Below are 25,451 nucleotides of genomic sequence, written 5' to 3' on the forward strand. Positions count from 1 at the left end.
TTTTTGTTACCATCTTGTTACGCACATACAATGCGCACTGCCATTTTACTTTTGCGTTATTTCCAAGAAATACTAACCCATTATTTTACTTAATGGGCATCAATGTTTATTTTTAGTTTTTTACCTAACTATGTTTAATACAACATTCTATCCGCCCAATCCATCGCATGTCGATGCTGGTTTAACTGAGCCTAGTAAGGCGTTTAAATCGCAGGTGACAAAAGTAATTTTTGCCATCTCGTTATTTTTCTTCGTGTTTTTATTAATGATTAGCCTATCGGTTGTACTCGTAGGATTATGTGTGTATGCAGGGGTAGCTATTTTGCTGATGGCAAGAGGGGCATTGTTTCTCATTTTGGGCGCAGCGGTGATATGCTTAGGGTTATTTGTGTTGTTCTTTTTGTTGAAGTTTATCTTCGCGAAAACGAAAACACACAACCCACTCCGCGTACAAATCTACGAAGAGCAACATCCCCAATTATTCGGATTTATCCGTCAACTCGCCGCCGATACAAATGTGCCGATGCCTAAAAAGGTTTTCCTTGTACCCGATATCAATGCCGCCGTATTCTACGATTCCAGCTTTTGGAGCATGTTTTTCCCCGTACGAAAGAACCTGGAAATAGGACTAGGCCTCGTGAATGTCTTAAACCTGAGCGAATTCAAAATGGTCGTAGCACACGAATTCGGGCATTTCTCGCAACGTAGTATGAAACTCGGCAGCTTTACCTATTCGGTAAACCGCGTGATTTATAATATGCTCTACGATAATACGGGGTATAATAACATGTTAAACACGGTAGGCAGCATCCACGGGTTATTTGCTGTAATGGCATCTGTAACAGTGTGGATTGCCAGTGGCATTCAAGCAGTTTTGCGTGCTATGTACGGTGTTATCAATAAACCGTATTACCAACTGGCGCAAGAAATGGAATTCCATGCCGATGCGGTGGCATTGTCTGTTGCAGGTTCTGGCCCGGCAACTTCTGCTATGAGAAGAATTGAAGCCGTTGCCTATATGATGAATTATTGCACAGAAACCATGGCCGATTGGCAAGATTCCAAAGCGGGTTTAACCAATATGTTCGCCGCGCAAACCGGCGTAAATGAACTGTGGGCAAAAAGAAACAACATCGCTATCGAACACAACTATCTAAAGATTTCGGATGAAATGTTGTCGAATACTATTTCATCACGCTTAAAGTATAAAGATCTTTGGGCAACACATCCGCCGGTAGAAGAAAGGGAAGAACGCTACAAATTGGCCAATGTGCAAGTAGTGGAAGATACCCGCAGCGCTTGGATTCTATTCAATAATCCACAAGCCGTTCAAGAAGAAATTACCAAGCATTACACCAGCGTCAATTTCCCCAACACCGAACTAACCGAATGGCGCCATGCCGATCAATTAATCGCCGAACTATCTGCCCATTACGAGAAGTTTAGCTTGCCAAATGAATTGAACGGATTCCACGATGGTCGCACGTTTTGTAATATTGAACCAGGGAAAGAAAGCCAAACACCGCTTTCATTCGAGGCAATCTATAACGATGAAAACAAGCAAAAATTCAAGCGGTATTTCCAAGATATTGCCGACTTAAATACACTACATCAAATCGAAGCAAAACAACTGGATGTAAAACATTTTACCTTCGATGGTAAACGTTATAAAGCATCCCAAGTAAAGCAAGTAATCGAGGAATTAGAAGCAACTGTAAAAGCTACCGAAGACTGGACGATTGAAATTGACCAAGCTGCTTATAACTTCCATCAACAATTGGCAAAACACAGTAGCGATGAACTAGCCAACGAGTTAGCTACTAGGTATACAGAAATTGTTGATAGGGAAACCAACCAAAAGAACTACCTACAGCCGGCAGCTAATATGGTATATTATATACGAGAAATTTTCGGCCGCCAATTAAGTATGGAGGAATTCCAAGAATACATCACTGCTATTAAAGAAGAAGATGCCAAAATGAAACCTGCATTGCAAAGCCTATTGGGAGAACAATTACCAGGTGTATGCAATAACCCAGTGGTAATCGATAACTACAATAGGTACTTAACGGCTGAATTTACTTTTATCTCGGGAGAAAAAGTGCTGACGGATGAATTGATTTGTATGTATAACGTGTGCGTACAAATGAACTATTATATATCGCGTATAACAGACTTGAAGAAGAAACAGTATTTCGAAACCGTTGTGGCATTACTATAATTGAAATAATATACCATGAAAAGCCTGCTAAGTTACTAGCAGGCTTTTTTGATACTGGGAGTTTCCCATATACTTATACTATCCCATATGAGTAGATCATAATTGTGCTCATGTAACGATCCCCCTGCTAAAATATTTTCCCCCGTTTAGCAACAATTTTTTACCATACCGTGTTATTATCCCCAAAGGTCAAAAAATACATTTTACCCTACATTAATTGGGAAGCAGCTTGCTTAAGGTCGGCATAAAACGTTTACAGTAAAATCTTATAACCCAATAGCAGCAATTATTTCCATGCATAATGAATCTTGTGCGGCAGCTTCTGTTCTGCCCACTGTTTGTTAATTAATTCCAATTGTCTACAGGGAAAAAACTATCAAAGCAATTTGATACGGGTATCCTTTGCCCTTACACAACAAATCCTTCTTTCACACCCAAAAAACATTCTCTCTATGTCGTATTTCGACCGTACACATCTCGTCTTTTCCGGCGATTTTCTGTCCGACGTGTCTACCGTGAACAATGACCCGGCACACTATAACAATGCCACCTTCAAACCCGAATATCAAATCCCAAGAGAACAAGGTAGCCCCATTATGAATGGCTGGTGGAACCCCGTAGGAGGCGCAAATTTCATCTTCCAGAATTGTAATGTACAAATGGTGTCGATGAATGATGGCAATATTAAAGATGATCCTACAGGAGATTTTGTTGTTGGCGCCTTTATTACCGGCCCAAGCGGAAGAAATACAGGCAAAATGGTAGATCTCGACCCGCAAGAACAAGGTACCAGCGAATTGTGGGCCATCAAATTTCGACTCGTTACCTGTGCCAACGAACTACTCTTTGAAGGCGATCTCAAACCTACTCCCTTCCGCGACCTACAATACCGCCAGCAAGATGGGATTACTAGTAATGGACAGCCTTTAGGTGGTGTATGGACAAGCGTACTCACGAATGTAAAGTGGGGTGAACGGGCGAATATATCCCCCTTCTTACAAGAGCTAAAAGCTAAAACAAAAGGCAATAAATTGAGCATTAACCTAAATGCCTACGGCTATTATTACAACCACAACGACGGCCGCTTTGCGATGGGTAGAGTACTAGGCACCATTGGCCCATGGTACGAAAGCGATCCCGATTTATTCCCCGCTTGTAGAAGGTTATATGGTATTTACAATGCAGGCACTGATGAAAAACCCAAAGTATATTTCGGTAGTACCAACTTCGTGGTCGACCAAGATTGGAAATCATTGAGAATAGATTTCGGTATGTCGTTCCCCATCTCAAATGCAGTAGGAACGGTAAGTATGACAGAAAACCTATACCTCGCCGTTAGTAAATCATCGCTAAGTGATGGTGTAGCTACCAGCGAAGTATTCCTACTAGAGCATACTTTCGAGATGATTGGCCAAGTGAAATACCAAACAGGCGATCACTGGTTGAATAAAACAGGTGGCATTATGTCGTTCGATGTAGGACCCGAACATATGAGCTTGTTGGCGAACCACCAGTTGGTACTGTTACATCTCAACGATGATGGCGATTACCAATTAGTAGCCCGCGAATCGGTCGATGGCTACTATTTACGAGCCGATAATTTTGTGCTGAGAATGGATGCCGATTCCACAGCTGCAGTTACTTTATATGCTTATCAATACGGCAAACCATTGTCGAATACGAATATCACGGTTGCCATGGAGGCGCCCACACCTTGTACCCCGGTAAGCGATAAAAACCCCATTAGCTATATACCCGGTATCAACTTCCCGCAAGATGGTATCAAGTTCTCACCTGGCGCTACGGGCGATTTGAATGGTAAAACATCTATCGGTTTGCTGGCTCAGCGGATTTTTAAACCAAGGGATTATATCGATGGACAAATTTATTTATTCGATTACCAATTCGAGGGGCAAGAACCTGATCCAGCATTCGGTGTAGAAAGCATATACGTGCACCTGCGCGATTACTTCCCGGTACCGGCACAACCCAAGTGGGAAGATATCGAAGAAACAATGATCCAGTTTGCGAACCTGTATCCCATTATGAGTAAATACATTGTCGACCTCGCCGATCCTCACGCGGTAGCAGCACGAGCTACCATCTTACGCTTCGCATTTTCACAGGATATCAACGACCCTTTGTATATGCCTGTTACACGCGATTTATCGGAAGGGAAACGCTTAACTATTCTCAAATGGTTAGATAACCCCATTATGCCCACAGGCGCACCTACCACGAAACAACCGCCACAGAAAGGCTGCCCACCGGAATCACTCCGCGCAGAAAGTGTACCTACTTACAACCGCTTACAAAAGCTCGTGGCAGCTAAGCAGGCACAAAATATTAACCTCGACAGTACTCCTAAAATTTTCAAAAAATAAGTCTCGTATATCATGTTAAGAATAAATCCTACGCTTGTTAGTAATATTTTATCCGCCCAATCGCTGGAAGAATTACATCCCATGGTGCAGGGCGCTATAGAATTGGAACATTCTACAATTCCACCGTATTTAACCGCCTTATTCTCGTTTAAAAGAGGCAAAGGCAAGGAAGTACGACCGATTATTGAGTCGATTGTAATTGAAGAAATGTTGCACATGACCATTGCCTCCAACATTCTCAATGCCTTAAATGGCCGCCCACAAATTGATAAGCCCGCGTTTGTACCCAATTATAAATGCCCGCTGCCGATGGGTATTAACGTGGGTTTTGAAGTAGGGTTAGAGAAGTGTTCGATTGATGTGGTGCAAAATGTATTCATGGAAATTGAAGAGCCGGAAACTATTTTGAATATTAATTATGCTGTAAAAGCAACCGATACCTACAAAACAATCGGCGAATTCTACGGTGCCCTCGCGAAGAAAATAGATGAACTAGCGCCGGATATTATGCCCGGCGACCCGGCCAAACAAGTAGTGGCTAATAACTATTTTCCGCCCGATGAGCTGTTTGCAATCCGCACTAAGCAAGATGCCATTGCTGCCATCGATATCATAGTAGAACAAGGAGAAGGTACCAGTACCGAACCGGTAGATATGTACGGTGAAGTAGCCCACTATTACCGGTTTAAAGAGATTGTAATGGGTAAGAAATTGATCAAAGATCCGCACGCCGATCATGGATATTCCTACAGTGGCGCACCCGTGCCATTCTCGAATGACGATGTTTGGAATATATTCCCTACTACAAAAGTATGGATGTTACCTCCCGGTAGCGAGCAATGGCACCGTGCACAGGAGTTCAATTACTTCTACACCATGCTGCTCGAAGGTTTACATCGCACCTTCAATGGCGAACCAACGTTCCTGTCGAATACAATGGGCTTAATGTACGACGTAAAGCTCACTGGCGAGAAACTCTGCGAGATGAAGTTTCCCGGTAAAGACGGGTTCTACGTGGGACCTACGTTCGAATACCAAAAACAGCCGCCTCAACAAATGTAAGCAGCATACAATAGGATCAACATTTGTTGATCCTTTTTTTATCGATACAATTGATACATCAAATTTTAGTAAGTCAAACAATTTCCAATTTATGTACTTTTGAAAACGGAACCATTTATTAAAACACTCAACTCACTATCGTGGAAAAACTATTAAAAGAAGTACGCTTCCTTAAAATTTATTCATTTGTATTAACACTCGTATTGTGCGGGTTTATTTTCTTATCCTTTAAACCCCTAGGGAAAGAACGTTTCACAGAAATTGATGTGGAAAGAATTAATGTCGTAGAGAAAGATGGCCAATTGAAAATGGTGATCAGTAACCAAGCACGCCAGCATCCCGGTATGTTTAATAACAAGCCATTGCCGCCAAGAGAACGCCAAGCCGGTATGATCTTCTTTAATAGCCGTGGCGATGAATGTGGCGGCTTAATTTATGATGGTAATGAAAACGAGAATGGCATGGTTTATTCTGTAGATCAAAACCAAAACGATCAAGTACTCCAAATTCAATACAACGAATCACGTAATGGGCAACAATTACGTCGTACTTACGGCCTTAAAATGTGGGACCGGTCCGACGAGTTTAAGATGGAAAAAGCTATCAAAGAATTTGCGGCCTTAGATCAAATAAAAGACGAGCAAGAAAGGAAAAAGGCAGTACAAGCTTTACGTGATAAAGGCTATTTAGGAAGGGAAAGGATGTTTGTGGGTAAAACCACGGATGAAGAAGTAGGATTGTTTATCCGCGATAACAAAGGTACGCCGCGTATCAAAATCTACGTCAACAAAGCTAATGAACCTGTGATGGAGTTCCTCGATGAACAAGGCAATAAGTTAAAATCAGCTAATTGATATATCAAATATTGATGCATGAAAAAGGGGCTATGACTTTTTGGGTATATAGCCCCATGCATTTTTCAATGCGGGTAAAAAACGAGTATGTCTAGTAATATTCAACTGTCTTCAAAGGAAAAACACCCGCTGTTAAGGATTTGTTCGCCATTTGTTGTACTTTCTATACCCTTTTTATAATTATTTTAAACGGCTCCACCAAGCACCTGTTTTATTTGGTTGGTCGAGCACGATTGTTTCCCCGATCATAGGTGTTAATAACTCGATATTGTATTGCTTAATTTCTGCACTCACTCTTTCTGGTGGCTCTTCCCAAGGATGCATCGATAACACGTATTTCCCCCAATGTACAGGTAATAAAGCTTTGGCTTGTAAGTCGGCGGCCGCGTGTACCGTTTCTTCCGGCATCATGTGAATATCTGGCCAAAATTCGTTGTACTGGCCACTTTCCAAGATGGCTAAATCAAATGGCCCCATCTTTTCACCAATCTCTTTAAAGTGTGCACCGTAACCCGAATCGCCACCAATAAAGAGGTTGCAACGGCTCGTTTTCATCACGTAGGAAGTCCACAAGGTATTGTTGCGGTTGAAGGCCCGGCCAGAGAAATGTCGTGCGGGGGTAGCCGTAAGCTGCATGCCGGGTTGTATGTCGATATGTTGCCACCAATCTAGCTCTTGGATATCGCTACTAGGAATGCCCCACGATTCTAAGTGTGCGCCCACGCCCAAAGGTGTAATAAAACGTGGTGCGCGGGGTACCAGTTGTAAAATAGTGTGGTAGTCTAAGTGATCGTAATGATCGTGCGTAATAATAACCACGTCGAGCTTCGGTAGATCCTTTACCCCGAAATCGCCTGTTCCTTCAAAGTTCTTATTGCCTAACCAGGTAAAGGGTGAGGTACGTTCGCTAAATACGGGGTCTACGAGTATGTTTAATCCTTCTATTTGTAGTAAGTAAGAAGAGTGTCCAAACCAAGTAACTGCTAGCACATCGTTGGGCCTTGTCCATTGCGTGGGATGAACCACGGGTAAGGCGTGTGCCGGTTTTTTGCGGGGATCTCTTTTGAAGAAGCGGCGCATAACGGTCCATGCATTCCCTTTAATACCTAGCACGGTGGGTTGAGGGTTTTGGAAGGTGCCATTTTTGTAATGGGGTGATTGTTTCAGCCGCTGCAATCGTTCGCCGCTGGGCTTTTGTCCGAATGCGCGGGTCCTGGAGATCCAATAAATGATCGTGATAACGGTTAAAATAATGACAAATAAGATAGTCATATAGAAGCTTAAGACTTGCAATATAAGCTTTCGGAAAACAAATAACGCTAATCCAGGTATGAATTAGCGCTAGTTTGCTCTGGGGTTAGATCGATGTGATGATATATTGTGTGTATAAGTTATGGCTTATTGGAAAATGTTTTTGAGCGGTGATGGGGATAGCAGTGGCAATGGAGAATACAGCGTAGCTGTAGTAGGAAGGATAGCGTTCACCGTTCAGGAATTGGAAGAACCAATACGGAACAAAAGTAATACGTGTAGCAACGGTTTCAAATACCTATTAGTAGGTATCTTGACGATGGGAGGGGAAGTGGGATAGGAGGAGGAAACTAGATGTGTAGGAGGATATTATTCATAACATCTTTAAAGCTGGCTGGAACGAGTGGTTTGGGCAACTTTTGCTTCACGAGTTGAAGGCTGGGATGTACGATGTGGTTATATTCATCGTGGGCAGACGATACCATCACGATGATACACTTCTCTTTGACCGTAGGAGGGCAATTGTGTAAGTGTGCAACGAATTCATAACCATCCATTTCCGGCATTTGAATATCCAGGAGAATGAGCGTGTAAGTAGCCTCGCCTTCATGTTCCATAAGGTATTGTAATGCATTGGCTGCATGCTGAAACCCAATCGTGTTGCAATTCGGCATATGGTGCGCTACTATCCGCTTATGTAACATTAAATCGATGGCATTGTCATCAACCACTAATACACGTAGTTGCACAGGAACAGGGTTCTGCGGTTGACTCAATTGATTTAATGAATAGATGTTATGCATCATGGTAAATTAGGTCTCTGTTTTTTAATGTTGGGCACACTAAAGCATTACTTTATACTCTGTGGCTTTTCCAAATAATGGTTAAAAAACGGGGTTTTTTCTAGGCGGGTAACAATTGAACGAATAAAACTTCATTCAATGATACCTGTGCAATGTAAGGTTTGATTTCGAACTACCCATAAAAAACGGCCGAGTTAACATGTGCATAACAAAAAAGCGGCGCACTGCATTTCATATGCAGTACGCCGCTTTGCGTATCTTACAGCATCGGCTAAACCGATTTTGCCTACTGTTCTTTGAAGATGCCTTCGATGACTTCTTTTAATTCCCTGGGTTGCAACGGTTTCTTTAATAAACGTACCACTAAAGGGTTCGCATTCGTGCGGTTAATGTCGCCAAAATCCAACGATGATGATACCATAATGATGTAACATTGGTTCTTAATCTTGTTGGGATACGAATCAAACGAACGCAGAAACTCGAAGCCATCCATTTCCGGCATCTGGATGTCTAACAATATAACCGTTGGCGGAATTTGGGGCAAGGTTACATTGCTCGAGAGATACTCCAGCGCTTTATTGGCGTTGTTGAAAGATAGTACCGTTCTACTGATTTGCTGAATGGCGATCAAGCGTTCGTGCAGCAAAAGGTCGATCTCATTGTCATCGATTAATACTATTCTTAAATCAGGAATCGAATTCATTTCTATTCGGGATGGTGATTTCAAATTGCGTGCCTTCCCCGTATTGCGAGTCCACACTAATGGTGCCACCTATTTTCGTGAGCGCTTCTTTTACGATATACAAACCAATGCCGCTTCCGGGTTTATTGTTGTTTTTCGACCTAAAAAACATTTTGAAAATGTTGTTCAAATGCTCACTTAAGATACCTATACCATTGTCTTCTATACGTATTGTAGCCTTGTGCGGCTCCACTTTTACGCCCAAGTTCACTTTAGGACTCTGCGCGTCGGGTTTCTGGTATTTTACAGCATTTGAAATCAAATTGTTTAAAATCACGCTGATTCTAAAAGTATCGCCCTTAAAATCAAACGGCTGATCAACATCTACATGAAAATCGATCGATGTATTCTGGTGCTTGAAAGTATCGGTACAATCTTTCAAAAGCAATGCAAAATCGATTTTCTCATACTCTACATCTAAACGCGAATTACGGTAATATTCGATAATCTTCTGTATAAATCCATCCAATTTTACCACGCAACTCTCAATCATATCCATGTAACCCATCGGGTCGGTGACCGTATTGTCTAACCGCGAAAGGTTAATAATACCCAGTACCGACATTAACGGCGACCGTAAATCGTGCGAAGTAGAATAAATAAAACGATTCAATTCATCGTTTGTTTTCTCTAACTCTACGATCTTTTCTTTCAACTGTTTACGGGCATTGTAAATCTCGTAAGCATTGTTGATCGTACGGTGTAACTCGTGCTCGTCCCATGGTTTCTTGATATACGAATAAATATGCCCCTTGTTAATCGCATCAATAATATCTTCTACATCCGTATAGCCCGTAAGCAAGATCCTAATCGGCTCTGGCAACACGTTTTTAATGTCATGAAAGAATTCAACACCGGTAGTAACGGGCATTTTCTGATCGGCAATGATAATATGCACATCAATGCCTTTCAATAGTTGCCGCCCTTCCAGCGCGGAAGTAGCCGTGTAGATTTCGTAACTTCTGCGAAAGCTCGCACGGAATGCATTCAAGTTGTGGACCTCATCGTCGATGTAAAGTATCCTGATACGACTATTTTTCATGCACTTTAATTATGCAAAGGGTTATTCGTAATATTGAGTGGTAAATATATAATAAATTCTGATCCTTTACCCGGCGTGGATTCTACGACAATTTTACCATGATGTTTCTCGATAATACTAAATACGATCGACAAACCTAACCCCGTTCCTTCGCCCACGTCCTTCGTTGTAAAGAATGGTTCAAATATCTTCTCTTTTACTTTTTCGCTCATCCCAATGCCCGTATCCCTTATACCAATACTAACTGTATTAGCATCCACTTTACGCGTGGTAATGGTTAACTGCTCATTGCCCTGCTCGGGCTTCGTTTTTATGGCGTTAATGGCGTTGTTGATGATGTTTAAGAACACTTGGTTCAATTTACCAGCATAACATTCCACCTTCGGTAATTCGTCGAAATCACGCACAATTTGCACGTTGGTGGGAATGGTGTTGCGTAGTAACACCAAGGTAGAGTTGATGCCCTCGTGTAAGTCCACCGATTTTAAATCACTCTCGTCTAATCTACTAAAGGTTCTCAATCCTTTTACAATCTCGGCCGTTCTGCTGGCACCATCTTCAATACCTTGTATCAAGGTTTCTATTTCGTTATGCACATAATCGATATCGATCTGTTGCTTGAAATTTTCGATGTCTTGTAATTGGCGCGATACGTCTTTACCCGTATCAAGCTCATCATACTTCTGCAACAAGCTCTTCAAATCGGCGAAGTCGAGCTTCAATGGTTTGATATTAGACGTTACGAAGTTGATCGGGTTATTGATCTCGTGGGCAATACCGGCGGTTAACTGACCCAAAGAAGCCATCTTTTCCGATTCTACCAGCTGGGTTTGCGCCTCTTTTAAACTCTTTAACGTTTTATTCAGCTCAATGTTGCTAGACTGTAATTCTTCTGTACGTTCTTGCACTTTCGCTTCTAACACGGCGTTTTGTTCGCGTACCAAGCGCTCATTCTCTTGCGACACTTGCAGGGCAATTACTTGTGATGCTTCTTTCTCGCGCCTGTACATATTTATTTTATTGGCCAAGGCGAATGAAAGCAAGGTTACTTCTGCCGCCGAACCCAATTGCAGCGCGTAATACGTGAAATCGTTATACGGCAGTATATTGAAGTTCCGCAGTACGAATATGATTACGCTCGTGAGGAAAATTCCCCAAGCCACTAAAAAGTACGTGGCCGGCGTATAGCCCGTTCGGCTTACCTTGTAACTGATAAACAGTGCCAAGATCGACCCAATCATTGCTACCAATTGCACCCAAATCTGTGCTATGAAGTAATGATCCAAGAACATCGGGATGAAGCACAGCGCGTAAAATACAATCACCACGTTCAAAATTCGGTGCCCTACACGGTATCTTTCCTTCGTATGTAGGAACGATTGAATAAAGATAGCAGCCGTTAGCCCGTTCAAGATAGGAATGATCACCGTATCATGCAAGGCAAACCAGGTATTATTTGGATATAAATACCGGAAAGTATAGCCATGCTGTGATGCCTGTGTAAGACCCACGCAAATGATATAGGTAACGTAAATGAGGTAGGTTCTATCTTTCGTTGTAATGGCAATAAATAAGTTGTACAGCGCCATCACCAAAATAATCCCCGTGTATATCCCGAAAATAAAATTCCGTTGCGTGTTCTTCACATTTACCTGGGTTTCGGTACCAAGGTAAAGTGGGAGCTGCGCTTGTTCGCCGGCTTTAATTTTTAGAAAGAAATCTTGTGTTGAACCGGGAGGAATGAGGATGGGGAAAATGTAGTTCTGGTGGTTGTAGGGGCGCTGATCGAAGTTCTTATATTCGCCTAACTGGGTAGTGATATAATGTCCATCTTCATCCTTTTGGTAGAGCGTGATCTCGTCGATCGTTGGATATTCTACCTCTACCAGTAGTTTGGGTGAAGTGGATTCGTTTTTAATAGAAAACTTAGCCCAAGAAGTGTACGGCGTGATACCCAGGTTGGGTACTGCTTGTGCAGAAGCCGTGAAGGTAGCCCGTTCCACGTCGTGGATAGTGAGCTTACCGCTTTTATCGACGAGTAGTTCTGTATGGCCACCTATTTGCAATAACTTGGAGCTATCGCGGTACACGATGGGACGCTGTGCATGAGCACGAGGCGTAAACAAATGAAATAGTAGAACGAATAGTAAGGAACGTATATACATGATCTTTATGCGTGCCGGGTTTACGCGTTTTCTGGCGCGTAATAGTTATCAATTTTTAACTGGTAATTTACATCATACGAACCTTTCGGGCCTGTTTCTGTTCGCATTTGTACGGGGTTCTTGCGCAATTCGAACATCAACTCGCGTTCGTTGGGTTCAGCATTTGATAAAACGTCCACGTCTTCAATGACCATGGCAGTGGCAATGAAATCGTCTTTTGGGTAATAAAAAGTGCCCTCGTTACCAAGGGATGTATCAATCACGGCACCTACTCGTCGGCCCATCCGCGTAGTGATGGGGGCGCAAAGTACGTGCACCCTATTTATAGGTAATTGCGACATTAAAGCTACGGCTACTCTACATAATATAAGGCTACCGATGCCCATGCCGGCTACTTCTTTAGAATTCCACATGCCACAGATTTCTGCGCTCCCTTTCTTCACGTAATCATGAATCTTTGGATCGTATTTACCGATCGCTGTTTCGATGGGTAAAGGTAAAATGCCATCTGCTAATTGTACACGGGCCCCGCCATACGTTTTACTACCGGTTTCATCTTCTACGATGACTACAATTGTATCACGGTGTTGCACCCAATCTTGGTTACCCGATGTGATTTTCGCAATACCGTAATAAATTTCGAGCAGTTTGCTGTGTCCCTCATAAAACCGCATGCATGCTTCCGGGTCATCCGGTGCAATAAAAGCCCTTACATTTATCGTGACACTCATGGTTGCTCAGGTTTTGTGGTGTAAGGCCGGTTAAGAGATTAGTTTGTCAAAGTCTACATAATACCTACCCGACGATTGCAACTGGTTCAACAATATTCTCCTGCACGTATCTGCCACCATGGCGCCGCCCAACACTACGGAAGAGGCAAGCTGTGGCCATGTTGTAATTGTTTTACCTATTTCACTCAGCGAATACTTCATACGCGGGCTCATATCTTGCATACCTACCATCGGTCCTAGAATCGGCACTTTTTCTTCATTCGATAAGTGCTTCAGCTTCAGGGGATCGATGTCGGGAATGAGTCCGTGCATCATGGGGTAATCAGGATGTAAATCGTAACGCTCTATATCTAACATGCCCCGGTCGTTCATCTCCATCACCACGGGCATTTTAAGTGCTTTTGCTTTAATGCGACTGATAATTTTGATGTCGATACCATCACATTCTTCAATCAATATATCGAGTTGACCATCTTTTGTTAAGAAGTCGTCGAGGTTTTGTTCCGTTGCCCCATCTGTATAACATACTACTTTAACAAAAGGGTCTAATTCGGCGATTTCCCGGGCAGCGATTATTACTTTCGGGATGCTTAAATTATGGATACCCGTACGGATACGGTTCATATTGGTTAATTCTAAAGCATCGAAGTCCGACAAGCGAATTTCGCCGCACAAACGTTCCATCACGAGTGTAAGCGCGATGCTTTGTCCTACCGACAATCCAATTACGCCTAATTTCTTTTTCCTTAAAATATCTCTTTCTTCGGCAGTAATTTTGTGGAGATTGCGGGAGGTGCGGAGTAGGATGAATTCTTCTTCATCTACGATATGCACCACTTTATGGATCCATGGATAATATACCCATACACCGTATTGTTCTAAGGGCGTGCTGCCAACATGCTCCTTCACGGCTACTTCGATTTCTTCTTCGGTGAGTCGTTTCGTGGGGTGAAGCGATTTTACCAGTTCTCTTAATTGCGAAATAATTTCGTCGTACACGCGAATGTACGGATGTGCACTTACCAATTCCTCTAGCGCCTGTTGTTGCGTTTTATCCTTTAGCCGGTAGAAAACAGGTTGATAGACCTGCTCTTGTTGTTTCTCTTGTTGTACTCTGTCTTTAATAGTCATTGCTAATCTGGCTTGGTTATATTGCTATTCTTATACTTAGCTTTTATTCTGAGATAATTCAGCCACCGCACATGCCATATCATACGCTACAAAACCGGTAAACAGTGGTGAATACATATATAATACATGGTTACTTGTAAAGGCTTTTCGCATGGGTGATAGGTTTAATTTTTTGTTGGCAAATAGTTTATAATAAAGCTAATATGGTCCTTCGCGGGTTAAATGGCACAACGAAAATGATGGAAAATAGTATTTTCGAGTAGTTAGTATTTGAAGGATTACCCCCCAACTGGAGCAACAGATGGGGCTGTAAAGATAGCGGCATTTATTCAAATTACGACGCATACCGCGCAATTGAAGGCAGTTGCTACCAGGGATAAATAGCTCCATTTTTCCAAATGATTAAATACTATTACTGCTACACATGAATACAAAAGTAAAATAGCAATTAATTTCAAATTAAACTATATTATTCTATTACTTTTCCAGATTTCCGCTAAAATTTAATCAAAATTATATTATATTTAGTATAATTACTATATGATTCTCTAGCACCCTTTACAGTTGGTGTAATATTTGCAGCCATTAAATGCTGATCAATTAGATTTGCAATACAACTTTATTTTATGCATAAAAGAGAATTCCTGAAAATAGCCGGTATGGCCGGTGTAGCCGCACTCGCAAACCCAAGTGGCTTGCTCGCAGGTAACAAATCTACCCTCTCTATTGCTGATAAAGCACCCTTTACTTTACCAGCCCTCCCTTATGGCTTCGATGCACTCGAACCCAATTTCGATAAAATGACAATGGAAATACACCACGATAAGCACCACGCCGCTTACGTGAAAAACCTAAACGATGCCCTCAATGGCACTACTTGGGCTTCTTTGTCATTAGCCGAAATTCTCGCTAAAGTATCTGCTAAAGAACCTGCTATTCGCAACAACGCGGGTGGTCATTATAACCACAGCCTGTTCTGGACAATCCTTTCTCCTAAGAAAACCACTCCAAGCAGCAAACTCAGCGCTGCTATCAACAGCACGTTCGGTTCTTTCGACGCTTTCCAATCTAAGTTCAATGATGCCGCTAAAACCGTATTCGGTTCCGGCTGGGCATGGTTGTATGTTGATGGTAATAAGAAGTTGAATATTTCTAAAACGCCTAACCAAGATAACCCACTTATGACAGGCCTCGTGTCGGAAACAGGTACGCCTATTTTAGGTTTGGATGTTTGGGAACATGCGTATTACTTGAAGTACCAAAATCGTCGTCCTGATTATATCACGGCGTTTTGGAATGTGATTAATTGGGATGAGGTGAGTAAGCGGTATGAGGCTGCTGTGAAGTAGTTTTTATAAAGTTATTTTTTGAGAAGCACGTTGATAGGTTTTATCAATGTGCTTTTTTGTTTTATGATGGATTTTGATAGGGCATCGGCTATTCTGTTTTGGGGTACATCCCATTGTGTTACTTTCTTTGCTCGCCAAAGAAAGTAACCAAAGAAAGGCGAAAAACGCCCCGTGAACGGCGGGGGCGTTTTATCGGAGCGTTGATTGGGCGATGGGGGTACTGTGCTGCCGGGCTTTGGGATTTCTTCACTGGGTGGGGGTTGGGATGTTTGTTTGAGGGGGTAGATTTTTATGGGGGATTTTCTGCTGTTTGCTGTTTTTAAAAATAGGATGTTCGTATACCTCACTTTTCTTGGATGAAGGTAATGGGGGGGCTTGTATATACATTATATACAAGCTGGGGTGTTTTTTGGGTATGTTGGTAGTGGTGCTAACTACGCTTAGGAGGGGCTAGCGGTGCTTTTGTTTTGGAGGATATGATGGAGCGGTATTTCTTTCGGATGCTTTTGTGGTGTTGGCGTTCGTTTAATATTATGGGGTGATGGGTGTTAATTTTTGGGGTGGTGGAAAGTGAGGGTTTTACTTTGATAGCGATGGGGGCTTCCTCTTTTAGAGGGGCTATGGTGGCTACTTTGGGGAATACTTTGCAAATGGACATGGGGTTTTGGTAGCCGGCTTTGATGGTGTATTCAACGGCGTTTTCTATTTCTATGAAGATGATGCCGATGGATATGAAGTGGTGATGGGTATTGTTTTTTGCAAAGGGAAGTGCCATGTTAAGGGCTACTGTGGGGGCTTGTAGTGATAAGGTGTCACTTATAGCACAAGTGCTGTTGTATTGGTCGTTATCAAAATCGGCGGTGTGAAGGGTGGCGATGATTTTGAAATGGGTGCTGTTTTTGGGAGGGGTGATTTCGGATGCTGGACGGAATGCAGGAATGATTACTTGGGCCTGGCCTTGTTGCCTATCGTGTTGGATTTCATACGAGGCACGGAAGGTGCGGCGGAAGTTGACGTTCTTGTTGAACTCGAATCCTGCTAAGTTGCTGATATTACCGGCTTCTACAGTACGTTGGCCACGTTCGTGGGTAGTGTCTTGTTGAAGGGTTTTTAATAAGCGAGCCGATAAACGCCTGTACATGCCCGGGTCGCTGATGTGTTGCATCGTTTCTTGGAAATGGGGGCGTAGTGCCGCAGATGTTTTGGCGGCTCGGCCGAATTCTTGGCGGTGGGCACAGGTGCCTTCGCCCCATTTAGGCTGTTTACGGTTAGCGGCTACACATATATAACCGTTGGCGGTGGGATAGAAGGCCATTTTTGATAGTTGCCTTATATCGAGGTTAACTACTTTTCCCATGATACAATGGATTGAGGTTAATAAATGAATGAATCTATCTTGAAGATAACGAATTTTTTTGGTGTTTCCTATTATAGTTTTACGAATTAAGTGTTGATTATCAATAGGTAATGAATAGGTGAGCATAAGGTGAATACCGATGAGGAATGCTATCTATAACGAAGTGATATAAGGGGAGTTATAGGTGAATTACAGAGAAACTACAGAGAAGTTACAGAGAGATTACTGGGAAGTTACAGAGAAACTATAGGGAAAGAATAGGGACGTAATTGGTATTTACTTTATAACAAATATCCCGGTTGCTTATCGTAACCGGGATGTATATACTTTACTAGCTACTCCATATTAGGGGTGAGCTACCGGTTTGCGTTGAAAGAATACGAAGCCGTTTTTCTCGCCGATCTTTTCTAGGTTCGGGTGGGTGAGATAAGGGGCGGCATCGGTGATGCGGCAGATGAAATAGGTGGGTTTATCCACGTTGCCATTTAATAACCAATCACGGTCGTAATAGTTTTTGTTGCTAGGCGGTACTTTTTTCGTGTAGAAGAGTTTCGCGTAGCTGTGGTAGTCGAGGGCTTGTACGTACACATCCTTTCCTTGGAATTGTTGGAAAAACTCGATGGCGGCGGCTTGTGAATAGCCTTCTATTTTTGGAACGAAGTGCGCCATGGTTATTTGCATCATGAGCAGGGTGCCTACGAAGATGGTGATGCAGGCTTGTTGGATTTTCTTCTTCCACAATAATACACCGCATATGATCACCACCAACACATATGCCCATCCAAATATCATTTCCCAATATGCCCACGGCACATCTGCTTGCAAGTTGGCTACGGCAAATTTATCGCCGATATATGGTATTAATTCGTTTTTGTAAATACCCACCAAAGGCAAGCTACCTATGGCTATACCCAATAGTACGCCTATCAATAGCAAGAGAATGATAGTCCATTTCTTCATACTAAATCGGCCCTCTGTTAGGCGTTGTACCTGTATAGCAGCCAAGTAAGTAAGCGGGAAATAACACAAGGAAGAATAATGTACAATCTTCGTTTTTACAATCGAGAATAATAACAGTACCACCCAAAACAATATCCACATCCATTTGCTAAAATCCTTTACCGGGATGGGAGAACTAAGGTACACCGACTTGCTGCGGATGTTTTGCAAATAGGTTAATAAGAATATGCTGGCTGGGAAACAACCGGTTAATAGTACTATCCAATGGTAGAAGAAAGGCCCATCGTGACCGGCATCGCCGGTAGTAAGTAGCCTAACCTGGTAAGCCACGAATTCGTTTACAAACCACCATCCATGGGTAACGATTTCATAGCCAAACCACAATAAAGTAGTAACAGCCGTGAAAGCGGTGATCAATAATATTTGTTTGATAGTAAGGCTGATGTTGAACTTGTTGTATACCCAGTAAACAAGGAGTACTAACAAGGCCACGAGAATGGCTACCGGTCCTTTTGTAAGCACGGCCAAGCCTAAGAATACACCGCTTAGAATAGCGGCGCGGTTGGGCTTCGCTGTATATCGAATCATGTATGCGAAATAGATCGCTAAGAATATAAATAGGTTAAAGGTGGGATCGATAATACCCGATTTGAAATAAAACCCGGGCAGCCACGATCCTGCGTACAGTAACATCCACCAAAAGCCGAATTTCTCGTCGATTAACCTACGGCCGATGTTGAATAATATCAATAAGGTGGCAATACCTACTACGGCGTTCGGGAAACGCGCGGCAAATTCATTCACCCCGAAAACTTTCATACTTAAAACTTGCAGCCAAATAAACAATGGCGGCTTTTCCCAGAAAGGTTGGAAATCGATCTGTACTTGGGAATAATTGTGTGTGTATAACATTTCTCTCGCGCATTCCGCGAAATTGATCTCGTCCCAGTCAAATAAGTGAGCTGATCCCAAAAATGGGATAAATAGGATAGCTGCTACTAATACGATCAGTAGATTCTTCATGCCGATATAGTTATGGTGCTTGTATTCCATAACGAATAGTTATAGGGATTATTATAAGTAAGTGTGTGGATAAGGGAAGTTATAGGGAAAAATGGCCGGTTATAGCGCGTTTAAGTTGGCGGTAGCATTCTGCAAGGCTGTTTTTTGCCTATAAGCAGCGCCCGTGTTTCTTAATTCAAATAACCAGAACATCAATAAGCTGGCGGTAGTGCCAATGATGCTTCCCACGTATACATCCTCGTAGAAGTGTTGCGCTAAATAAATGCGCGAATAGCCTGCAAGGAGTGCGATGGCGAATAAGGCAAGTGCCCATTTTTGTGCTTTTACCGGCAACATCATCGCTGTAAAACAACACATGGCAAATGCTGTAGAGGTGTGGCCCGATGGGAAACTAAGGCTGCTGTGAACATTTACCCAAGCTACTGTATGCACAATAGATGGATCTGGGAAATAAGCAATCGGGCGTGGTGCGTCGATGTAATGCTTAATCAGCTGTACAACGATGGCTACAAATAAGAAGGCAGCAGTGCCTACTAAAAATAACCTGAATTTCTTCCCGATTAACAACCCAATTAGCAAAGCTCCAAACGTAACGCCATCACCAATATAAGTGAGACCCGTTTGAAAATAATCTAACCACAAACTGCGCGGACCGTTGATGGTTAAGAATAATGTTTCCTTGCTAAAGTAAAGCGGCAATAGTCCTCCAATGATGGCCCATGCTAAGAACGGCACAAAAAAATAACGGTTCTTGCGTACGAGCGTAAGAAGTGTTTTCAATGTCGAATATTTTGTTGTAGGTCTCCGTAAATATAACGCGACTTTTCAACGACAGGGCTTATTTCGACATTAGATTTGTATTAATTTTCTGCTAAAGTTTTCTTCTTGATAATGGCCTTCTTTATTTTTTGGAAGAAGCGGAAATAGAATTCCTTGTTAAACAATTGAGAATCATTGAGTGCCTTGTATACTAGGAACACAGCAATCGGAATTAATATAGCATTGGAGAGCCACATGCCCGACCACGTTGCTAATACCCCGCTGCGCGACATTTTTTCGCCCACCATGAAGAACACGTTGAAGATAACGAAGAATATCACGGCCAATACAAGCGGCATACCTAGGCCACCTTTCCTGATAATGGAACCCAAAGGGGCGCCCACCATAAACATCACGATACAAGAGAAGGATAGTGTGAATTTCCGCTGCCACTCTACTTTTGCAGAGCGTATGTTACCGGTTTTACCATCGTAATCTTCAGCGGTATATTTGAGGTTGTTGAATACATCATTCATTTGCTGCTCGGCACGTTCTAATACCATCGAGCGGCGTTCGGGGGCTACTAAATCGAAGTACGATTTAATGTCTTTTGCCACCGGCGGTGCCGTTTTAGCCCAACCCGTATCGTTCCAACGGTAGAATGGGTAGCGCGACGTAACATAGGCATGCACATTTTTCACCAACGAATCTTGTGTACGCTTTGTAGAGTCGATCGACTTATCTAGTTGGCGAATATTGAGCATTTGGTTCAAGCTCGAGAACATGTTCACATCTAGGCGGTTGAGGGCAAAAGAAGTGAGATCGAAAGCTTTTGTATATTTTTTGAAGTGAAGGCGGATCAGTTCGCCACCGGTACCGGTAGGCGTGAATCGTTCTTCATAACGCCAGCCATCTTCCAAGATGAAATACAAGTATTTTTTATCCGGCGAGAGGGTCATGATACCTTTTTTCGCGAGGATAACACGGTCGCCATTGCTACGTACGGCGCCATTGGGATCGCGATCGAATACCATTACGTTGTGAATGGTTCTGTTGTCGTTATCTTTTTTGGATACTTTGATGGTGTAGCCAGGAATATCGTTATAGAAAGTGCCTTGCTTGATATTGAAGGCGGGTTTGGTTTTAGTGATTTCGTAGAGCAACATCTTCGCCTTTAAATTGGCTACGGGAATTACGTAGTTGGCGAAGTTGAAGGCGAGGAACGCGATAATAGAACACACTACGAGGAGTGGGCTAATGAAGCGTAGCAAGGAAATACCGGCGGATTTAAGCGCAACGAGTTCGAAGCTTTCGCCGAGGTTACCGAAGGTCATAATCGACGATAATAGTACCGCCAAAGGCAGGGCCAAAGGTACCAAGCTGGCGCTGGTGTAGGTGAGTAAGGTAATGATAACGCCGGTTTCGAGCCCTTTACCTACGAGGTCGTCGATGTATTTCCAGAGGAATTGCATCATTAACACGAAGAGCGTAACGAAGAAAGTCGCTACGAATGGGCCGAAAAATGTTTTTATAATGAGTTTATCGAGTTTCTTCACCAGTTGCTTTTTAGGAACGTAAAATTAAAAGTTGGCTTTTATTTTTACGGAGAGCAAAAATAGTACGAATAAAGCAATGCGTAAACTGCCAATTACTGAAAATAGCGTTAAATTATCATATTTCTGAAAGTAAAGGGGTATGAATTACAAAAAATGAAGGATATGACAGCAGAAAGAGGGGGTACCAATTACGAATTAAGCGCGGCGGAATGGGCGATTGCCCGGGATGCGGAATTTATTTATGCGAAGAACCGGGTAATCGACAAGGTGTACGAGATGATGGGAGTGTTGCAGGGGGCCTTGGCGGAAACGAGTATAACGGGGGAGTTTGCGTTCCCGGGGAATTGTTTGCAATACGGGGCGAAGATATCGAAGGGGGAGAAGTATGAGCATTTGCCTTGGGTGATATTGGATTATCCAAGGTTATTTAAGGGAGCGGAGGTATTTGCCTTTAGGACGATGTTCTGGTGGGGGCAATATTTTTCCTGTACGCTGCACTTGGCGGGCGAGGTTAAAGATAGGTATGCCGCTAAATTGCTAGCTTGTAGGGAGCAATTGGCGGGCGAGGGATTTTCCGTATGTATACATGCCGACCCATGGTTGCATCATTTTGATGATACCAACTATAGATCCATTAGTAAAATGCAGCAAAGTGAGTGGGAGCAACGAGTGTTGGAGTCATCCTTCATTAAGCTGGCAAAGCCGTTTGCGCTAAGTGACTGGGGAAATATAATACCCTTAACCGTCCATGCTTATACGGTACTGCTGGGTATGTTGTACGATCAAAATCTTGGCGGGCGTGCTGCGCTTTAGTTACCGATGCGGTGAAATAGGTCTTTAATCTGGTAGTCCCATAACTGGCTCTGGTCCTTAATTTCCTTTTTTTCAGCGAAGTCTCTAACGACTAAGATTGTTTCATTTGTAACTTCGGATATTTGTATACGAAATTCAAAAAACTCTTCTTTCGGGGCGTGGAGCCAATGTAAGCGGATGAATTCATCTTCTTCTTGTTCCAACACTTCAGCTTCTTCCACGGAACCGTTCCACGAAAAGGAAAACACGTTATCCCTAAAATCAACTTTATCGGCAAACCATTCTTGCAGGCCTGCGGGGGTACTTAGAAATTCATATAAAATACCTGGTGAGCATCTTACTGGATATTCTATCTCATATTGCACTTTCTTTGACATCGCTCAAATTATTAAAAATTCAAAACCATCTGGCTGCAATTATAGAAAAATATTTAATTTATCAAAATAAATTTTTAAATATTTCCGAGGATTTAACTTTTATTTAGATACGATTTAATATTAATTTATATATTAAAGCTAATCATAATTTAAAAATGCGTCCATATGTACTTTGGGCGCTAATTTTGGCCTATCTCGATAAATTCCTTTGTAACCCTTTGCTATTCAGCATTCCAGGCGATTGCTTCAAAGTGCCTGCCACCGCGGTTTTTTTACTTATTGAAAACCAATATTTAAACACTCAATCGATTTTGTTTGAAAAGGATTTAACAATAAATTATTTTTTTTGGGTCGTTTCTAAAAAAAGTTATTTTTGTTACGCATTCTTCTAATTAACTTTTATTTACCTGTAACTGTTCCGATGCTATGTCAATGCGCCAACTAAAAATCACCAAGTCTATCACCAACAGGGAATCGCAGTCGTTGGAAAAATATCTCCAGGAAATAGGGAAAGTGGACCTTATTACACCGGAGGAGGAAGTTAACCTGGCGATCCGTATTAAGCAAGGAGATCAGCGCGCTTTAGAGAAACTAACAAAAGCTAACCTACGTTTCGTTGTTTCCGTGGCCAAACAATATCAAAACCAAGGTTTATCGCTGAGCGACCTTATCAACGAAGGTAACCTCGGCTTAATCAAGGCGGCACAACGTTTTGATGAAACACGTGGTTTTAAATTTATTTCATACGCCGTATGGTGGATTCGTCAATCTATTTTGCAGGCTTTGGCAGAGCAATCGCGTATTGTTCGTTTGCCATTGAACAAAGTAGGTCTCTCAAATAAAATCAGTAAAGCTTATTCACAGCTTGAACAAGAATACGAAAGGGAACCATCTCCCGACGAATTGGCTACTATTCTCGAGATCAACACCGAGGAAGTAGAAGCTACACTAGGAGTAGCGGCGCGCCACGTGTCGATGGATGCCCCTTTTATTGATGGAGAAGATAACTCGTTATTGGATGTATTGGAAAACCCTAATGCTTCTAGTGCCGACGAAGAGCTCGATCACCACGATTCGCTTCGCCGCGAAATCGAAAGATCTCTTTCAACACTCACCGATCGCCAGAAAGATGTGATCATGCTATACTTCGGTATTGCCGTGGAACATCCTATGTCGCTCGAGGATATCGGGGAAAAATTTGGTTTAACCCGCGAACGTGTTCGCCAGATTAAGGACAAGGCTATTACCAAGCTACGTACGACTTCGCGCAGTAAGCTGTTAAGAAATTACCTCGGAAACTAAATTGGAGGAGATCATGCTATAAGATTGCATGAACGAAATTTTAAAATAAAACTTATTTTTGCCGACCTTTAAATGGTGAGTATTTCTAAAATATTCACCATTTTTATTTAGCAACAGCAATTCATTACAAAAAAATATAGCAATGTTTGAATCTTTATCGGAGCGGCTCGAAGGGGCGTTTAAGCAACTTAAAGGGGAAGGACGAATTTCCGATATTAACGTAGCCTCTACCGTGAAAGAGATCCGTCGTGCTCTTGTTGACGCGGATGTTAACTACAAAATCGCTAAAGAATTTACCGACCGTGTAAAAGATAAAGCACTGGGTGAAAAGGTAATTACAGCCATTTCTCCTGGCCAGTTAATGGTAAAGATCGTGAAGGATGAGTTGGTATCCCTGATGGGTAATACCGAGGTAGAGGTTGATTTGAAACCTAACCCTACCATTATCTTGATCGCAGGTTTGCAAGGTTCCGGTAAAACAACGTTTTCCGGTAAGTTGGCGAACTTTTTGAAAACCAAAAAGGCTAAAAAACCGTTGTTAGTAGCAGGCGATATTTACCGCCCAGCTGCGATCGACCAATTACAAGTACTCGGTTCGCAGATCGGCGTAGAAGTCTACAGCGAGCCTGAAAATAAAAACGCGGTAGAAATCGCGCAAAATGCCATCAAGCAAGCGAAAGCGAATGGCAACAACGTTATTATCATCGATACGGCCGGTCGTTTGGCGGTAGACGAGGTAATGATGACCGAGGTAGCGAACATTAAGGCGGCGGTGAACCCGCAAGAGATATTGTTCGTAGTGGATTCGATGACGGGCCAGGATGCTGTTAACACAGCGAAAGCCTTCAACGACCGTTTAGACTTCTCGGGTGTTGTATTAACCAAGTTAGATGGTGATACCCGTGGTGGTGCCGCCCTTACGATCAAATACACGGTAAATAAGCCGATTAAGTTCGTAAGTATGGGTGAAAAGCTCGATACGCTCGACGTTTTCTACCCTGAAAGGATGGCCCAGCGTATTTTGGGTATGGGTGATATTACCACCCTTGTTGAGCGTGCGCAAGCGCAGTTCGACGAAGAGCAGGCGAAGAAATTAGAGAAAAAGATTCGCCAAAACCAGTTCGATTTCGACGATTTCAAGGAGCAATTGCAACAAATCAAGAAAATGGGTAGCCTTAAAGATTTGTTAGGAATGATCCCGGGGATTGGTAAAGCGGTGAAAGATATCGATATTAGCGACGATGCCTTTAAGGGTATTGAGGCGATGATTAACTCGATGACGCCGGAAGAAAGGGGCAACCCGGATCTCATTAATGGCAGTCGCAGGCAGCGTATTGCGAAAGGAAGCGGTAAAAACATTACAGATGTGAACCAATTCATGAAGCAATTCGACCAAATGCGCCAAATGATGAAATCTATGAATAAAATACCAGGAGGAGCCCGCGGTTTCAAAGGCTTAGGTAGATAATAAACAACTTTTTTAAAACTTTTGCTGCAAGAGTTTTGATTTTTGAAAATTGTGGAGTACATTTGCTGCCCAATTAAAAATTATTTTTTAACTCGCAACAA

The 25,451-nt window shown here is 42.5% G+C and carries 20 protein-coding genes; 8 read left to right on the forward strand and 12 right to left on the reverse strand.

The annotated features are described in order from the left end of the window. Positions 1–130 precede the first annotated feature (130 nt). From LX64_RS15330 to LX64_RS15345, 4 genes are all read left to right on the forward strand, one after another. Positions 131–2,221 (forward strand): M48 family metalloprotease, encoded by a 2,091-nt coding sequence (locus tag LX64_RS15330; RefSeq protein ID WP_111598541.1) that lies wholly within the window; start codon positions 131–133, stop codon positions 2,219–2,221. Positions 2,222–2,673: 452 nt separating this feature from the next. After that, positions 2,674–4,605, forward strand: a complete 1,932-nt coding sequence (locus LX64_RS15335) for a hypothetical protein (protein WP_148707337.1) — start codon at positions 2,674–2,676, stop codon at positions 4,603–4,605. Between the two features lie 12 nt (positions 4,606–4,617). Then, positions 4,618–5,667 (forward strand): ferritin-like domain-containing protein, encoded by a 1,050-nt coding sequence (locus LX64_RS15340; protein ID WP_111598543.1) that lies wholly within the window; start codon positions 4,618–4,620, stop codon positions 5,665–5,667. A 140-nt stretch (positions 5,668–5,807) separates the two neighbouring features. Further along, positions 5,808–6,521 (forward strand): hypothetical protein, encoded by a 714-nt coding sequence (locus LX64_RS15345; RefSeq protein ID WP_111598544.1) that lies wholly within the window; start codon positions 5,808–5,810, stop codon positions 6,519–6,521. A 180-nt stretch (positions 6,522–6,701) separates the two neighbouring features. Here LX64_RS15345 and LX64_RS15350 read toward each other — a convergent pair whose 3' ends face one another. The 7 genes from LX64_RS15350 to LX64_RS15385 form a co-directional block, all read right to left on the reverse strand. Beyond that, complete coding sequence (locus LX64_RS15350) at positions 6,702–7,793, reverse strand: MBL fold metallo-hydrolase (protein WP_111598545.1); 1,092 nt, start codon at positions 7,791–7,793, stop codon at positions 6,702–6,704. Positions 7,794–8,122: 329 nt separating this feature from the next. After that, entirely contained in the window at positions 8,123–8,578 is a 456-nt protein-coding gene (locus LX64_RS15360) for a response regulator (protein ID WP_111598547.1), read from the reverse strand. 283 nt (positions 8,579–8,861) lie between these two features. Further along, positions 8,862–9,278: a response regulator gene (locus tag LX64_RS15365; protein ID WP_111598548.1), complete on the reverse strand. Its 417-nt coding sequence runs from the start codon at positions 9,276–9,278 to the stop codon at positions 8,862–8,864. Then, positions 9,262–10,359, reverse strand: coding sequence for a sensor histidine kinase (locus LX64_RS15370; RefSeq protein ID WP_111598549.1), 1,098 nt, complete (start codon positions 10,357–10,359; stop codon positions 9,262–9,264). The genes LX64_RS15365 and LX64_RS15370 overlap by 17 nt, the downstream gene beginning before the upstream one ends. A 5-nt stretch (positions 10,360–10,364) precedes the next feature. Beyond that, positions 10,365–12,485 (reverse strand): sensor histidine kinase, encoded by a 2,121-nt coding sequence (locus LX64_RS26360; RefSeq protein WP_211324822.1) that lies wholly within the window; start codon positions 12,483–12,485, stop codon positions 10,365–10,367. Between the two features lie 59 nt (positions 12,486–12,544). After that, a complete protein-coding gene (locus LX64_RS15380; protein WP_111598551.1) occupies positions 12,545–13,255 on the reverse strand; it encodes a hypothetical protein in 711 nt (236 codons plus the stop codon). Between the two features lie 30 nt (positions 13,256–13,285). Continuing rightward, a complete protein-coding gene (locus LX64_RS15385) occupies positions 13,286–14,386 on the reverse strand; it encodes a ThiF family adenylyltransferase (protein ID WP_111598552.1) in 1,101 nt (366 codons plus the stop codon). Positions 14,387–15,012: 626 nt separating this feature from the next. Here LX64_RS15385 and LX64_RS15390 point away from each other — a divergent pair. Then, positions 15,013–15,735, forward strand: coding sequence for a superoxide dismutase (locus LX64_RS15390; RefSeq protein ID WP_111598553.1), 723 nt, complete (start codon positions 15,013–15,015; stop codon positions 15,733–15,735). 430 nt (positions 15,736–16,165) lie between these two features. Here LX64_RS15390 and LX64_RS15400 read toward each other — a convergent pair whose 3' ends face one another. The 4 genes from LX64_RS15400 to LX64_RS15415 form a co-directional block, all read right to left on the reverse strand. Next, positions 16,166–17,092, reverse strand: a complete 927-nt coding sequence (locus tag LX64_RS15400) for a hypothetical protein (RefSeq protein ID WP_111598555.1) — start codon at positions 17,090–17,092, stop codon at positions 16,166–16,168. Between the two features lie 345 nt (positions 17,093–17,437). Beyond that, a complete protein-coding gene (locus tag LX64_RS15405) occupies positions 17,438–19,075 on the reverse strand; it encodes an ArnT family glycosyltransferase (protein ID WP_111598645.1) in 1,638 nt (545 codons plus the stop codon). Positions 19,076–19,174: 99 nt separating this feature from the next. Beyond that, positions 19,175–19,855 carry a phosphatase PAP2 family protein gene (locus LX64_RS15410; RefSeq protein WP_111598556.1) on the reverse strand — a complete coding sequence of 227 codons (681 nt, stop codon included), beginning with the start codon at positions 19,853–19,855 and terminating at the stop codon, positions 19,175–19,177. An 80-nt stretch (positions 19,856–19,935) separates the two neighbouring features. Beyond that, complete coding sequence (locus LX64_RS15415; RefSeq protein ID WP_111598557.1) at positions 19,936–21,390, reverse strand: LptF/LptG family permease; 1,455 nt, start codon at positions 21,388–21,390, stop codon at positions 19,936–19,938. Between the two features lie 162 nt (positions 21,391–21,552). Between LX64_RS15415 and LX64_RS15420 the strand changes: the two genes are divergently transcribed. Beyond that, entirely contained in the window at positions 21,553–22,203 is a 651-nt protein-coding gene (locus LX64_RS15420; RefSeq protein ID WP_148707338.1) for a hypothetical protein, read from the forward strand. On the opposite strand, the gene LX64_RS15425 is transcribed toward LX64_RS15420, so the two are convergent. Further along, on the reverse strand, positions 22,200–22,580 hold the full coding sequence (locus LX64_RS15425) for an START-like domain-containing protein (protein ID WP_111598559.1): 381 nt from the start codon (positions 22,578–22,580) through the stop codon (positions 22,200–22,202). The genes LX64_RS15420 and LX64_RS15425 overlap by 4 nt on opposite strands. A gap of 426 nt (positions 22,581–23,006) precedes the next feature. Between LX64_RS15425 and LX64_RS15435 the strand changes: the two genes are divergently transcribed. Beyond that, positions 23,007–23,882 carry a sigma-70 family RNA polymerase sigma factor gene (locus LX64_RS15435; RefSeq protein WP_211324823.1) on the forward strand — a complete coding sequence of 292 codons (876 nt, stop codon included), beginning with the start codon at positions 23,007–23,009 and terminating at the stop codon, positions 23,880–23,882. Between the two features lie 142 nt (positions 23,883–24,024). Next, entirely contained in the window at positions 24,025–25,350 is a 1,326-nt protein-coding gene (ffh, locus tag LX64_RS15440; RefSeq protein ID WP_111598562.1) for a signal recognition particle protein, read from the forward strand. The last annotated feature ends 101 nt before the right edge of the window (positions 25,351–25,451 follow it).

Source organism: Chitinophaga skermanii (assembly GCF_003259335.1).
GTDB lineage: Bacteria > Bacteroidota > Bacteroidia > Chitinophagales > Chitinophagaceae > Chitinophaga > Chitinophaga skermanii.